14 protein-coding genes are annotated in these 14194 nt (G+C 32.8%); 7 read left to right on the top strand and 7 right to left on the bottom strand.

Features of this window, described 5'->3' with window-relative positions:
- Positions 1–11: 11 nt before the first annotated feature.
- Both H603_RS0111740 and H603_RS0111735 read right to left on the bottom strand, forming a co-directional pair.
- Positions 12–1499 (bottom strand): GH3 family domain-containing protein, encoded by a 1488-nt coding sequence (locus H603_RS0111740; protein WP_026708791.1) that lies wholly within the window; start codon positions 1497–1499, stop codon positions 12–14.
- A gap of 38 nt (positions 1500–1537) precedes the next feature.
- On the bottom strand, positions 1538–2029 hold the full coding sequence (locus tag H603_RS0111735) for a hypothetical protein (protein WP_026708790.1): 492 nt from the start codon (positions 2027–2029) through the stop codon (positions 1538–1540).
- Positions 2030–2244: 215 nt separating this feature from the next.
- On the opposite strand from H603_RS0111735, the gene tatA reads away from it, so the two are divergent.
- The 3 genes from tatA to H603_RS0111720 all read left to right on the top strand — a co-directional run bounded on the left by tatA (position 2245) and on the right by H603_RS0111720 (position 4708).
- A complete protein-coding gene (gene tatA / locus H603_RS0111730) occupies positions 2245–2418 on the top strand; it encodes a twin-arginine translocase TatA/TatE family subunit (RefSeq protein ID WP_026708789.1) in 174 nt (57 codons plus the stop codon).
- 124 nt (positions 2419–2542) lie between these two features.
- Positions 2543–3919 (top strand): alpha/beta hydrolase family protein, encoded by a 1377-nt coding sequence (locus H603_RS0111725; RefSeq protein ID WP_026708788.1) that lies wholly within the window; start codon positions 2543–2545, stop codon positions 3917–3919.
- Positions 3920–4192: 273 nt separating this feature from the next.
- Positions 4193–4708, top strand: coding sequence for a PepSY domain-containing protein (locus tag H603_RS0111720; RefSeq protein WP_026708787.1), 516 nt, complete (start codon positions 4193–4195; stop codon positions 4706–4708).
- A 700-nt stretch (positions 4709–5408) separates the two neighbouring features.
- On the opposite strand, the gene H603_RS0111715 is transcribed toward H603_RS0111720, so the two are convergent.
- Both H603_RS0111715 and H603_RS0111710 read right to left on the bottom strand, forming a co-directional pair.
- Positions 5409–5717 (bottom strand): GIY-YIG nuclease family protein, encoded by a 309-nt coding sequence (locus H603_RS0111715; protein WP_026708786.1) that lies wholly within the window; start codon positions 5715–5717, stop codon positions 5409–5411.
- A gap of 467 nt (positions 5718–6184) precedes the next feature.
- Entirely contained in the window at positions 6185–8308 is a 2124-nt protein-coding gene (locus H603_RS0111710) for a Tex family protein (RefSeq protein ID WP_026708785.1), read from the bottom strand.
- Positions 8309–8362: 54 nt separating this feature from the next.
- Between H603_RS0111710 and H603_RS0111705 the strand changes: the two genes are divergently transcribed.
- On the top strand, positions 8363–8641 hold the full coding sequence (locus H603_RS0111705; protein WP_026708784.1) for a DUF1294 domain-containing protein: 279 nt from the start codon (positions 8363–8365) through the stop codon (positions 8639–8641).
- A 71-nt stretch (positions 8642–8712) separates the two neighbouring features.
- Here the strand turns inward: H603_RS0111705 and rpiB are convergent, their stop codons facing one another.
- Both rpiB and H603_RS0111695 read right to left on the bottom strand, forming a co-directional pair.
- Positions 8713–9144, bottom strand: a complete 432-nt coding sequence (rpiB, locus tag H603_RS0111700; RefSeq protein ID WP_026708783.1) for a ribose 5-phosphate isomerase B — start codon at positions 9142–9144, stop codon at positions 8713–8715.
- 693 nt (positions 9145–9837) lie between these two features.
- Positions 9838–10077: a hypothetical protein gene (locus H603_RS0111695; protein ID WP_026708782.1), complete on the bottom strand. Its 240-nt coding sequence runs from the start codon at positions 10075–10077 to the stop codon at positions 9838–9840.
- 122 nt (positions 10078–10199) lie between these two features.
- Between H603_RS0111695 and rnr the strand changes: the two genes are divergently transcribed.
- From rnr to H603_RS0111680, 3 genes are read left to right on the top strand one after another with little or no spacing between them, the layout of a single operon-like run.
- A complete protein-coding gene (gene rnr / locus H603_RS0111690; RefSeq protein WP_026708781.1) occupies positions 10200–12392 on the top strand; it encodes a ribonuclease R in 2193 nt (730 codons plus the stop codon).
- A gap of 14 nt (positions 12393–12406) precedes the next feature.
- Positions 12407–13075, top strand: coding sequence for a head GIN domain-containing protein (locus tag H603_RS0111685; RefSeq protein ID WP_026708780.1), 669 nt, complete (start codon positions 12407–12409; stop codon positions 13073–13075).
- Positions 13076–13113: 38 nt separating this feature from the next.
- A complete protein-coding gene (locus tag H603_RS0111680) occupies positions 13114–13797 on the top strand; it encodes a LysE family translocator (RefSeq protein ID WP_026708779.1) in 684 nt (227 codons plus the stop codon).
- A 181-nt stretch (positions 13798–13978) separates the two neighbouring features.
- Here the strand turns inward: H603_RS0111680 and H603_RS17610 are convergent.
- Positions 13979–14194: hypothetical protein (locus H603_RS17610; RefSeq protein ID WP_035675946.1), on the bottom strand; the 216-nt coding region annotated here is incomplete at its 5' end.

The raw sequence follows: 14194 nt of genomic DNA, 5'->3' as shown, positions 1-14194 counted from the left end.
AGGTAATTTTTTTATTGAGTCTTTAATTGGTCTACAATATTTCTATCATTAGATAATCTCGGAATCTTATTTTGTCCTCCCAACTTGCCTATCGATTTCATATAATCTTGAAACCCGTTTTTGACAACCGGAGTAACGACTAGCTTTTTTAAAATATTTCCTACGATTAAATCATCATAGTATATGTTTTGTTTTCTCATGGCATCGTCTATCGCTTCTGCAAAAGCGCTTGCGTTTTCAGGTACATTTTCAAATTCAATAAACCATTCATGAAATGGCAAACCCGATACTGGATTGATTTGTGGAGCAACTGTAAATTCATTTACTCGCACGGTAGTTCCTTGCATTGCTTCTTGTAAAGCACGTTCTACTTCGGTACCAATTACGTGTTCTCCAAAAGCAGATATGTAATGTTTTATCCTTCCTGAAACAATTACTCGATGCGGTTTCAATGTTGTAAATTGAACCGTGTCTCCTATATTATAACCCCAGAGCCCCGCATTTGTAGAAATAATCATTACATAATTTATCCCTACCGCAACTTCAGCAATGGTATAACGTCGTGGGTTTTCATTGAAGAATTCGTCGCTTTTAACAAATTCATAGAATATACCAGCATTTAGAAGCAGTAACATTCCTTTCTCCTTTTGAGAATCTTGATAGGCAAAAAATCCCTCTGAAGCAGGGAATAATTCGATACTATCTACCTTTCGACCTATTAAATTTTCAAATTTTGCTCTATAAGGTTCGAAGTTTACTCCGCCGTAAATGAATAGATTGAAGTTTTTAAAAATATCCCCTACAGCTTTACCGCCTTTTTGTTGCAAGCGCTCAAAATACATTTGCACCCAAGAAGGTATCCCCGAAATTACGGTCATATTTTCATTGAAAGTTTCCTCTACAATGGCATCGACTTTTTTCTCCCAGTCCTCAATACAATTTGTTTCTAACGAGGGCATGCGGTTTTTTTGCAAATACTTAGGAACAAAATGCGCTACAATTCCAGATAAACGACCAAACTGTATTCCGTTTTTTTCCTCTAATATTGGGCTTCCTTGCAAGAAAATCATTTTACCATCTACAAAATCAGATTTGCCCGTTTCATGAATGTAATGTAAAATAGCATTTCGTGCTGCTTGAATATGGAAAGGCATCGATTCCTTTGTCAACGGAATATATTTTGCTCCAGAAGTCGTGCCTGATGTCTTGGCAAAATATAATGGCTTTCCTTTCCAGAGCACATTCTCTTGACCTTTTACTACTTTTTCAACATAGGGTTTTAAATCTTCGTAATCCCTAATAGGTACTTGTTTAGCAAAATCTTGAAAAGTTTTTATTTGACTAAAATTATGGTCTACGCCAAAGTCGGTATTTTTTGCATCAGCGATTAAAGATAAAAATACTTTTTGCTGACTTTCTGCAGGATGCATTGCCCAAGCTTGGGTTTGTTTCACTATTTTTTTAGCAAATACTTTTGCAGCAATTGATTTTATTGACATTTTATATCGTGTTCATTTAAAATTAAAGCAGGAAACTTTTATTTTGATTTTTTAGAAACGTTCTTTTTTTCGATCAATTCTACCTCTTTTCTCAGTTCAATCTCAGCTTCCGAAGCTTTTAAATCGACTTGCGGTTGTGGGTCTTCGGCTATAGCCAAAATAGAATCTTTATTGAATTTTGCATATTCGAGTTGGCCATTTAAAACCTTTTGAATTGCATTGATATAGGCATCGTTCTTTTTTAAGGCCACGGTTAAAGAGTCTGATTTTAACGCTAGTTCAGTGGCATCTTTTTTCAATTTTGAAGAAGAATATCCAGGAATAAATTCCCTAAGTGGTGTAAATGCAATAATAAATGTAGTGATCGAAATTAATAAAATGGCGCCTAAGGAAGCCACCACAAAAACATTCATCAAATTTAATTTCAAAGAAAATATTTCTTCAAAGGTGTCTTCATTCAAAATAACCAGTCGGTTTTTTGTGAATAATTTTTTATGAATCTTTTTCCTTTTTAATCTCTTTCCAGCCATATCACTTCTTTATCATACAAATATAATAATTAAAGCATACGTTTATACTTTGCCTGCCATCTAGAGCTAGAATGCATGAATAGTAGTTCCTTTAATATATCTTTAACTTAGCCGCTATTAAATAAATGTCTTAAAATGAGCGCACATAAAGTTATTCTATTTACCTTTGTCGCTACATTTATTAAAAATTTGCCAAGGCAATAAATTATTCAATCATGGGAAGATTTGGTGTTACAGAAATCCTAGTTATTTTAGCAGTTGTTTTATTACTTTTTGGAGGTAAAAAAATTCCAGAATTAATGAAAGGCTTAGGAAGCGGAATTAAAGAATTTAAAAATGCTTCTAAAGACGAACACGCAACTGAGAAAAAAGAAGAAACTAAAGAGTAATTTTTACTTAGTTATTTAACCTTCAATGGTTTAAGTAGAGTAATCCCAAATCCCAATACCTGGCATTTGGGATTTTTTTATTTGGATACCTACAGCATTGTCAAACAATCAAATTTTTGTTTTTATGAAGAATCTCCTATTTTTACTCGTAGCCGTTTTATGCAGCTCTTATGGTTTTAGTCAAGAAATTACGGGATCTTGGAACGGAAAAATTAATGTTCAAGGAACTACATTGCCCTTAATTTTTAAAATTGAAAAAGCAGAAACAGGTTATAAATCGACCTTAACTAGTCCTTTACAAAGCCCAATGGCATTAGCTAGTACGATGACTGCATTTGAAAATAACAAATTGATAATACAGCTAACCAATTTAAATATTGAGTATATAGGAACGTTTAATGGTACTGAGATCTCTGGTGTGTTTACACAAAGAGGTATCAATTTCCCAATGAATTTAACAAAGGAAACGGCAGCTCCGCTTTACGGTGAGCGTCCTCAAGAACCTAAACCGCCTTACAATTATTTAATCGAAGAGGTTTCGTTTATTAATTCCATAGATAAAAATTCCTTATCGGGAACGTTGACGACTCCTAAAGGTAGAACTGACTTTCCAGTGGTAGTAATGATGACGGGTTCAGGAAGTCAAAATCGCGATGAAGAAGTTTTTGGTCACAAACCGTTTTGGGTAATTGCCGATGATTTTGCCAATAAAGGAATTGGAGTACTACGTTTAGATGATCGCGGTATAGGGAAGTCTTCTAAAGGTTCGAATGAGGATACCACTGAAAATTTTGCCTCAGATATCAATACAGCTGTCCAGTATTTAAGTAGCAGAGGTTATAAAAATATTGGATTATTAGGTCACAGTGAAGGCGGTTTAATTGCTCCAATCGTCGCTTCAAAAAATAAAAATGTAAAATTTATTATTGCAATGGCAGGACCAGGAATTGCAATTGATGAATTAATGTTGCTACAAACAAAAGCCGTTTCGAAATCAAACGGAATACAAAATGAAGAAACAGATACTAGTGCTAATTTCAATAAAACGGTTTACTCGTTCATTAAAAATTATTCAGGTTCCAATTTAAAAGCTGATCTAAGAGAAGTTTTGATTGTTCAAATGAAAAATCTACCTAATGAACAATTAGGAACTGATAATCAAATTAATACATTCATAGATGATCAATTGATACAATTAACGATGCCTTGGTTTGTAAATTTTATAAAATATGATCCCAATTTTTATTGGTCTAAAATCACTATACCTGTTCTAGCAATCAACGGTACTAAAGATGTCCAAGTTATAGCCACTGAAAACCTCAACGGTATCGCAAATTCTCTAAGAAAAGCTAAGAATAAAAATTTTACTGTTCACAAATTTGACGGATTAAACCATCTTTTTCAAGAAGCACAGACTGGAGCAATATCAGAATATGCTAAAATAGAACAGACTATTTCAGTTGAAGTTTTAGATAAAATGAGTAATTGGATTCTGAATTAGAAGTAATTTTAATCAACGGTATTTACCACTTTAGCATATTACACCAGTTTCTTCATGTTATATTTATCACCTTCAAAGAACTACATTCAAGTTACACATAGTTGCTGAAATGCTAACAATGACTTCAACGATCTGTACATTTATTTGTTACTGATCATTGCCAATTAACAAAAAATAAGAAAAATATCTTAAACATTATTTAGAATTAATCTTAATTGTGTATTTTCGCCCTTTGAAAAAAGTAAACAGACCATAACTTAAGACTCAAAGGAGATGAAAAAAAAGAAAAAATCAAGTAATTTGATGCGTATAATACACCGTTATTTAGGGTTTTTCCTTGCAGGAATAATAGCAGTGTACGCATTGAGCGGTATCATTTTAATTTTTAGAGATACTGATTTTTTAAAGCAAGAAAAAAATATTGTCAAAACAATTGCTCCCAATTTAACTGGTGAAGAATTGGGTAAGGAACTGCATTTAAGAAAATTTAAAGCAGAACGTGAAGAGGGAGATGTCGTTTTTTTCAAAGAAGGAACGTACAATAAGAAAACTGGAGCAGCTGCGTATAAAACGACGAGTCAACCTTTCATAATTGAAAAAATGAATAATATGCACAAAGCAAAAACTGGCGATCCATTATTCTTTTTGAATATATTTTTTGGATTATCGTTGTTCTTCTTTGTGATTTCGACATTCTGGATGTTTACACCAAAAACTACTATTTTTAAAAAAGGAATGTATTTTACTGCAGCAGGAATCGTATTAACTGTCATTATGTTGTTTTTGTAAATTGTAGCTTATCGCAGGAGTGTTATGACATAATATTGTCACTCTGAAAGAGTACCTACCTGCGCGAATCACAGTTACTGAGACGCTTTCAGCGAGACAAACTAGATGGAAGAATATTGGTAATTATTATCATTAAGTACTTTTTAGGCAAAGTTTACTACAATCATTATCACCCAATATTGTCACTCTGAAAGAGTCTCTACCTAAGTGACTCACAGTTGCTGAGACGCTTTAAGCGTGACAAACTAAAAGGAAGTAAATTAGGTAATACTTTTGTCGAGTGCTTTTTACACAATATTTGTCACTCTGAAAGAGTCCCTACATAAGTAACTCAAAGTTGCTGAGACGCTTTAAGCGTGACAAAATAGGTGGAAGTTGATTGTGGAGCATTATTGTTAAGTACTTTTTAAGCAACGTTTACTACAAACTTTATCACACAATATATGTCACTCTGAAAGAGTCTCTACATTACTAACTCGCAATCGCTGAGACGCTTTCAGCGTGACAAACTAAATGGACGTTTATTGTGGATTATTATTGTTAAGTACTTTTAACCAAAAATTTTAGTACAATATTTATCACCCAATATTTGTCACTCAGAAAGAGTCTATACATAAGTAACTCACAGTTGCTGAGACGCTTTCAGCGTGAAAAACTTTAATGAGTATTATTACAGTTAAATTTGTGATTACAAAGAGTCTCAAAACAATTCATTCAAAAAATTCCATTCAGGATTTATCGTATTTATTAACTCTTCTTTTAAATCCCGATTCATCAACTTAATTTCTTTCTCTCTAGCGATTGCTAGTTGTATCCAACCAAAATGTTCATAATAAAGTAAAAACTCTACATTATATCTAGCAGTAAAACTATTTGGGTTTAGTTTGTTTTTATGCTCTCCTAAACGTCTTCGTAAATTATTAGTCACACCAGTATAAAGTACCTTCTTGTTTTTATTAGTTATTATGTAGACATAAAAATTATAAATACCCTCTGTGTATTCAATCATAAAAGCTGTATTTTGACGTTGTTAGTGAAGTTATAGTAGCCCAAAGTAGTTAATTATTAAGGTATTAGCAAATTACAATTATCACTTCGAAAAAGTTTCTAGATCAATAATTCAAAATTGCTGAGACGCTTTCAGCGTGATAAACGGTGGGGAAGTAAATTTTGACGTAACTTTGTCTCTTTCTTTTTCTCAAAAATCATAACACAATACTCTTCACACACTATTGTCACTCTGAAAGAGTCTCTACACAAGTTACTCACATTAGCTGAGACGCTTTCAGCGTGACAAACTAGGTGGAAGTTGATTGTGGAGTATTATTGTTGAAGATTTGTTACACAATTTTTACTACACAAATCTTATCACAAAATATTTGTCACTCTGAAAGAGTCTCTACACAAGTGAATCATAGTTGCTGAGACGCTTTAAGCGAGACAAACTACGGGGAAGTTGATTGTACTCTTCAAAACTTAAATCACCATCGTCAATTGAATTCTCTTTCTATCTTCGTCCACCTCAGTTACTTTTACGGTAACGTGTTGGTGTAACTTCACTACTTCGTTTACATCGCTTACAAAGCCTGCTTTAAGTTGTGAGATATGTACCAAACCACTTTCTTTGACTCCTATGTCTACAAAACAACCAAAGTTTGTGATGTTATTCACTATTCCTGGCAGAATCATTCCAGATTTTACGTCTTTTATGGTTTTTACATTTGGATCAAATTCAAACACTTTTGCGGCTTTTCTTGGGTCTAATCCTGGCTTTTCGAGCTCTTTAATAATGTCCTTCAAAGTTAATAATCCAATTTCTGGAGTGATGTAATTCTCTGGTTTGATTAAGGCTGTTTTTTCTTTATTGGCTATCAAATCATTGACGGTCAATTTTAAATCCTTGGCCATTTTTTCCACAATCTTGTACGCTTCTGGGTGCACCGCCGAATTATCTAACGGATTTTTAGCATTAGAAATTCGGATAAAGGCTACTCCTTGCTGGTATGCCTTTTCACCCAGGCGGGGCACTTTTTTCAATTGTTTTCTGTCTTCGAATGGACCGTTTTCAGAGCGGTAGTTTACAATGTTTTCAGCCAACTTCTCTCCTATTCCACTCACGTAGCTCAACAAATGTTTACTCGCTGTGTTAATATTGATCCCTACTGAGTTCACGCAACGAATCACCGTATTATCTAGTTCTTCTTTTAATTTATTTTGATCCACATCATGCTGGTACTGTCCTACTCCAATGGCTTTTGGGTCAATTTTTACCAACTCGGCCAACGGGTCAGACAATCGTCTCCCAATTGAAACCGAACCACGAACGGTCACATCATAATCTGGAAATTCTTCTCGAGCAATTTTCGATGCCGAGTAAACTGAAGCTCCAGCCTCTGAAACGATAAATACTTGCACCGATTTATCAAAAGCAATTTTCTTGATGAAAAATTCGGTTTCGCGTGAAGCAGTTCCGTTTCCTATAGAGATGGCATCAATTTTATAGGCGTTTACCATGGATTTTATCTTTTTCATCGCCATGGCCGTTTCGTTCTGCGGCGCGTGCGGATAGATATTTTCATTGTATAATAAATCTCCTTTTTCGTCCAAACAAACTACTTTACATCCCGATCTAAAACCAGGATCAATCGCTAGAATTCGTTTTTCACCCAAAGGCGGTGCCAACAATAATTGTCCTAAATTATTAGCAAAAACCTGAATAGAATTGGCATCTGCCTTTGCCTTCGCTTCTTGCAACGCTTCATTAGAAATTGCTGGATTTAGTAAACGTTTGTAACTGTCTTCAATTGCCAATTGCACATGTGAGGTACTTGCACTTTGACCTTTTAGTACTATTTCATCAATAATTGCATACGCATCATCAATGTTAACTTCGACTTTAAACTTAATAAAACCTTCATTTTCGGCACGTAACATAGCCATCAAGCGGTGCGAAGGTGCTTTGGTCAACGGCTCTGACCACTCAAAATATTGGTTGAATTTTTGTGCTGCTTCCTCGTCTTTTTTGCTTTTAACGACCTTAGTGGTGATCGTAGCTTTGCGCTCGTATAAACGTCGCAGTTGCTTTCGAACATATATATTTTCATTAATCCATTCGGCTACGATATCACGCGCACCTTGTAAAGCAGCCTCTTCGTTTGTTACATTTTCGTTCAAATACTTAGTCGACAAGAAATCAACATCATTTTTGCCTTGCGCCATAATGATTTTAGCCAGTGGTTCTAATCCGTTTTCACGAGCAACATCGGCCTTGGTCTTTTTCTTTTTTTTATAGGGCAAATAGAAATCTTCTAACTCTTGCAAATCAAAGCTTTTGTCAATTTTAGCAAACAAGGTTTCGTTCATGGCTCCTTGCTCCATGATTGATTTCAAAATCGCTTCTTTGCGCTTTACAATCACTTCATATTCCTTTTGAAGCTTGGCTATATTTTCGATCTGTACTTCGTCTAGATTTCCAGTAGTATCTTTTCGATATCTGGAAATAAACGGAATTGTACAATCTTCTTGTAATAATTGAACAGTTTTTTGAATGTTTACGGCTGCTGTATTAACAGACTTGGAGATGAATTGTATGTTGTTCATTTTATTTTTTTTCGGACAGCTAAAATAATATCTTTGAAACTTAAATAGACTCAAATGAATTTTTTATTCTACTATTTTTTAGTTGTAAATAGTATCGCTTTTATATTGATAGGTTATGATAAACATCTGGCTAAAAAACGCCGATATCGCATTCCGGAACGCACGCTGCTTCTCTTTGTACTAGCTGGAGGTACTATTGCTTCAGGTATAAGTATGTTACTTTTTAGACATAAAACATCAAAAAGAAGTTATTTAGTTCGATTTTTTACAATAGTATTTTTTCAAATTGTATTGCTCTTCTTGGCAACCTACTATAAAGTAGTACGCATTTAAATAGACAGTTTTATAAAATAAAAAAGGGTTAAGCGTGATGCTTAACCCTTTCTTATTTTAAGACAAATGAGTTATGAACAAGCAATTTTATTTACTCTATTTTGATGTCTTCCACCTTCAAAATCAGTAGTTAAAAAAGTTTCTACAATTTCAATCGCTTGTTGTATCGAGGTATATCTAGCTGGAATACAAACAATATTAGCATCATTATGCTGTCTTGCCAATGCAGCAATTTCTTTAATCCAGCATAAACCAGCACGTACATTTTGATGTTTATTTGCCGACATAGCGATTCCGTTACCACTACCGCAAATTAAAATTCCGAAGTCTGCCTTACCTTCTTCCACGTTTGTAGCTACAGGATGTGCAAAATCAGGATAATCGACACTATCGACACTATCGGTTCCGTAATTTGTAACTTCGTACCCTTTTGATTCAAGCATCGCTACAATAGCTTTTTTATAGTCTGGTCCTGCGTGATCGTTTCCTATTGAAATTTTCATGATTTATGTATTAAGTTGTGTACTGCAAATTTATCAAAAGTATGTTGGATAATTGTTCTTACCATTTAATATTTGAGAATTATATTGTTTGATTTTTAGAGATGCCCTTATAAAATGCTTTAAACCTTTGTAATCAATATATTACATAGTTATTAACAATATTAATAACTAGTTAATTATTTGATTATCAATATATTAAATTACTATTTTTTATTAAAATTTCTCATTGTTAATAGCGTATGCTAAATACTTGATATTCAGTTAACGTTATGTTAATAGAAATTGTTAATAAGTTGAGAAAGAATATTAGAACTATTTTTTGGTAGTTTAAAAAAATTATCTAATCCAAAACCGAGATTTAAAAACCTAGAAAAGTTGTCTCAATTTTTAGAAAAGTTATCAATAGTCTAAACAGGTTTATCAACATAATTTTAAAAATTAGTTATTTACAATTTCAGTATCTTTTCGTTTATCAACCGTTGTTAATTAAAATTGAATACTCTTTGAAAATAAGCATCTTATAAACCTTCTTCATTGTTAATAACTCCATATAAAAGACGAAAACTAAAATTCAAACCTTTTTTCAATAATTTTATAGTAGCTATTAACACGCTATAATACCCATTAATAAATAATTTAAATTTAATTTTTCTTTTTGTTTAATTATATATGTGTTGACAACTTTCAAAAAAATTAAACGATTCTAAGATTGTTGTCGTATCTCATTTCATGAAGAATCGATTTTACTGTTTCAATATCGTTAGGATGAATTTTAAGTTTGATTCCACCCAATGCAGTCGAATACATTGGAGCAAACGAAGACATGATTTCGTTTTCAAAAAAATATTGCAATCCTTCGTGATCTAATCTGTGCTTTAATATTTCGATTTCATGTATGTAATCGAAGACTGCAATAGTGATAAATCTTTCCATATTTTTGATTCTTTCAATAAAGATACAATTAACTGTTGAAAGTTATATTTTCTTTAAAACTCCTTGCTATTTTCTTATAACTGTTAACTATTTTGTAATTTTCGACCTTTAAGAAAAGATTTATGAGTAAAAGATTAAGAAAGCCGGTAAAAAAAGAGAAAGACCTCTCAGATAAAATTATAAAAATACTATCGCAAAGTGCTAATAAAGCATTCAATTATAAACAAATAGGAGCTAAGTTAGAGCTTGACGATACCCAGAGTAGAAATCAAATCATTAAGGATTTAAAAATTTTAGCCTCTCAAGATAAAATTATAGAATCTGAACCTGGAAAATACCTAATTAAAGCTGCTAGTCAGGACTATTATGAAGGTAAGATAGACATGACAGGTCGTAAAACAGCCTACTTTGTTTGTGAAGAGTTAGAAGAAGATGTGTTTATTCCTACGAATAATTTAAACCATGCTTTAGACAAAGACATCGTAAAGGTGTATGTTTATAACAAGCGAAAAGGTAAAAAGCCAGAAGGTGAAGTAATTGAAGTAATTGAAAGAAATAAAACTGACTTTGTTGGAGTTATTGACATTCAAAAAAACTTTTCATTTGTTTCTACAGCAAATCCAAAAATGTACACTGATATTTTTATTCCAAAGGATAAAATAGGAGAGGCAGAGCAAGGAGATGTGGTACTGGTACATATTGAAGATTGGCCTAAAAAAGCAGATAGTCCTTTTGGAACTGTTGTAAAAGTGTTAGGAAAACCTGGAGAACATGATACTGAAATTCATGCGATTTTAGCCGAGTATGGTTTGCCATCAGAATTTCCTATTGAAGTAGAAACGTTTGCACAAAAAATTGATACCTCAATAACTGCAGATGAAATTGCTAATCGTAGAGACATGCGTGATACGCTGACTTTTACTATTGACCCAAAAGACGCCAAAGATTTTGATGATGCATTGTCATTTAAAAAATTAGAAAACGGAAATTACGAAATAGGAATTCACATCGCTGATGTTTCTTATTATCTTGAAGAGGGAACTATTCTTGATGATGAAGCGTATCAACGTGCAACCTCTGTTTATTTAGTAGATAGGGTAGTACCTATGTTGCCAGAAGTTTTATCAAATTTTGCTTGTTCATTGCGTCCACAGGAGGAGAAATATACTTTTTCTGCTGTTTTCGAAATTTCAGAAAAAGCACAAGTGGTAAATCAATGGTTTGGTCGAACAGTTATTTTCTCTGATCAACGTTTTGCTTACGAAGAAGCGCAACATATTATCGAAACTAAAGAAGATACTATTCCAGAAGATATTTCGATTACTGGTGCATCTTACGTAGTAGCTCCAGAAATTGTAGATGCCACTTTAAAATTAGACGAGTTAGCTAAAATTTTAAGAAGAAAAAGAATGGCAGATGGTGCTATTTCTTTTGATAAAGTAGAAGTTAAATTCAACTTAGATGATGCTGGAGAACCTCAAGGAGTATATTTTAAAGTTTCTAGAGACGCCAATCATTTAATTGAAGAATTCATGCTTTTGGCTAATAAAAAAGTTGCTGAATACATTGGAAAACAAAAGAAAACATTTATTTACCGTATTCACGATGAGCCTAATGAAGACAAATTGATCGCAATGCAAACAGTGATTGCTAAGTTTGGTTACAAAATTGACTTTAGAAATAAAGGTGATGTGTCTAAATCATTAAATCAGTTAATGGCTGATGTTAATGGTAAAAAAGAGCAGAATCTTATCGATACACTTGCGATTCGCTCCATGAGTAAGGCGAAGTATTCAACAGATAATATAGGCCATTACGGACTTGCATTTAACTATTATTCACATTTTACTTCACCTATTCGTCGTTACCCTGACGTTATGGTACACCGTTTGCTACAGTTTTATCTAGATGGAGCCAAATCTGCGGATGAGGAAGTCTATGAAAAGAAATGTTTGCATTGTTCTACTATGGAAGGTTTAGCAACAAATGCTGAGAGAGATTCTATAAAATACATGCAGGTGAAATACATGCAGGATCATCAAGATGAAGAATTTTTAGGAGTTATTTCTGGTGTGACTGAGTGGGGAATTTATGTCGAAATTATCGAAAATAAATGTGAAGGGATGGTTCGAATTAGAGACATCAAGGATGATTATTACACGTTTGATGAGAAGCAGTACGCTTTAGTAGGTGCTACATCAAATGATATTTTGCAGCTAGGTGACGAAATATATGTAAAAGTTAAAAATGCTGATTTAGTAAAAAAACAATTGGATTTCAACTTTTTAAGAAGAAATACCGAGACCAAAAAATAAAATAGTTACGTTATATGAAGAAGTTATTTGTCGTTGTTTTTATTATGGCTTTACAGCCTGTATTTTCTCAAGTAAGTAAATCTATTGGTGAATTTAATGCTGTACTGGTATTTGATAAGTTGAATGTTAAATTAATTGCAGCCAATGAAAATAAGGTTGTAATTGAAGGCGACCGTCAATATGAAGTAGAGGTTGTGAATAAAAATGGCAATTTAAAATTAAGAATGCCGTTTCCTAGAGTATTAGCAGGAGAAAATATTTCAGTAACTGTGTACTATAAAAAAATTGATGAAGTAGAGGCAAGTGAAGGATCTATGGTGAGCAGTGATGATATTTTTACTGCTACTATTTTTAACGTAAGTGCTAGGGAAGGGGCTAAAATTAAATTAAAAGTTGCTGCAGAAAAATTGAATACAAGAGTGGTTACAGGCGCTGATGTTACCATTACTGGAACAGCAATTAATCACGATGCTAGTTTGCTTACAGGCGGAATTCTTGATTCAAGAGATTTAATAACCTCTCAAACGTCTATTAGCGTCTCTGCTGGTGGAACTGCTCAAATCTATGCAACAGCATTGGTCGATGCAAAAGTTAGGGCAGGAGGCTCTATATTCATTTTTGGTAAGCCAAAACAAATTAATAAAGCAAGGGTCTTTGGTGGTAAGATTGAAGAAAAAATTTAAATTGCGCTCTTTTAGTTTTTAATAAATTTCATTTTATAATGATCAACGATATTTTATCAGGTATTCCTTGGGGAATTTTTCTAAGTTTCATGATAGGTCCAGTCTTTTTTATCTTGTTAGAAACGAGCATTATCAAAGGATTTAGAGCAGCTCTTGTGTTTGATTTAGGAGTGGTTTTAGGAGATGTTTTCTTTATTGCCATTGCTTATTTAGGAAGTTATAGATTGATTCAAAGTTTACAAGACAAGCCTGCTTTATTTATTTTTGGAGGAATTATCATGTTTGCTTATGGTGTGATTTCGCTTATTAGTCTTCGCAAAGAGAAGAAAATGAATACCTCAGTGATAGATCAAGAAATCATCAAAAAGAACTATTTTAGTTTGTTTGTAAAAGGCTTTTTATTGAATGTGATCAATATAGGCGTTTTGGGTTTTTGGATGGCAGTTATTATCTCAGTAGGACCTAAGTTACAAATGGAAAACAGTCGAATGTTAACTTTTTTCTCTGCTGTAATTATAACTTATTTGGTTATTGATTGCATCAAAATTTTACTTGCAAAGCAGTTAAAATCGAAAATGACTCCTAAGAATATTTTGAAAATAAAAAAAGGAATAAGTATTGTTTTAATGATATTTGGTTTGGTTTTAATAACGCAAGGTTGGTTTCCACAAGAAAAAGAAATGGTTAAAAATGCCTTTCAAAACATAGAAAAACAAAATTAATTATCGTTTTCAAAATATAAAGACCGCTCTATTTGAGTGGTTTTTTTCGTTATAAATCTATTTCAAAAGATAATTTTTTATTGTTTAAATGGTACTTATCGACAAATAATGAAATTTAATACATATGCATTGCGACCTGATTTATCACCATTAAGGACATAAGAAAACTTAACATTTCCATTTACTTTCGAATACTATTTAAAAAAGCTTTGTGACTGTCTGTAGATTTATCATAAACTATTGAATTTGAATTTTTACCGTATCCACAACTTCTAAGTTTTCTAAACGGTTTTTGAGTCATAGTGCGGATTCGAATAACATCTTTATCTAATTTTTTATAAAAATTAAACATAAAAGAGACCTTAAATGTCTGTGAAATTACTTGAGCTATTATGAA

Source organism: Flavobacterium frigidarium DSM 17623, assembly GCF_000425505.1.
GTDB lineage: Bacteria > Bacteroidota > Bacteroidia > Flavobacteriales > Flavobacteriaceae > Flavobacterium > Flavobacterium frigidarium.
This window is presented reverse-complemented; position numbering and strand designations above follow the sequence as displayed.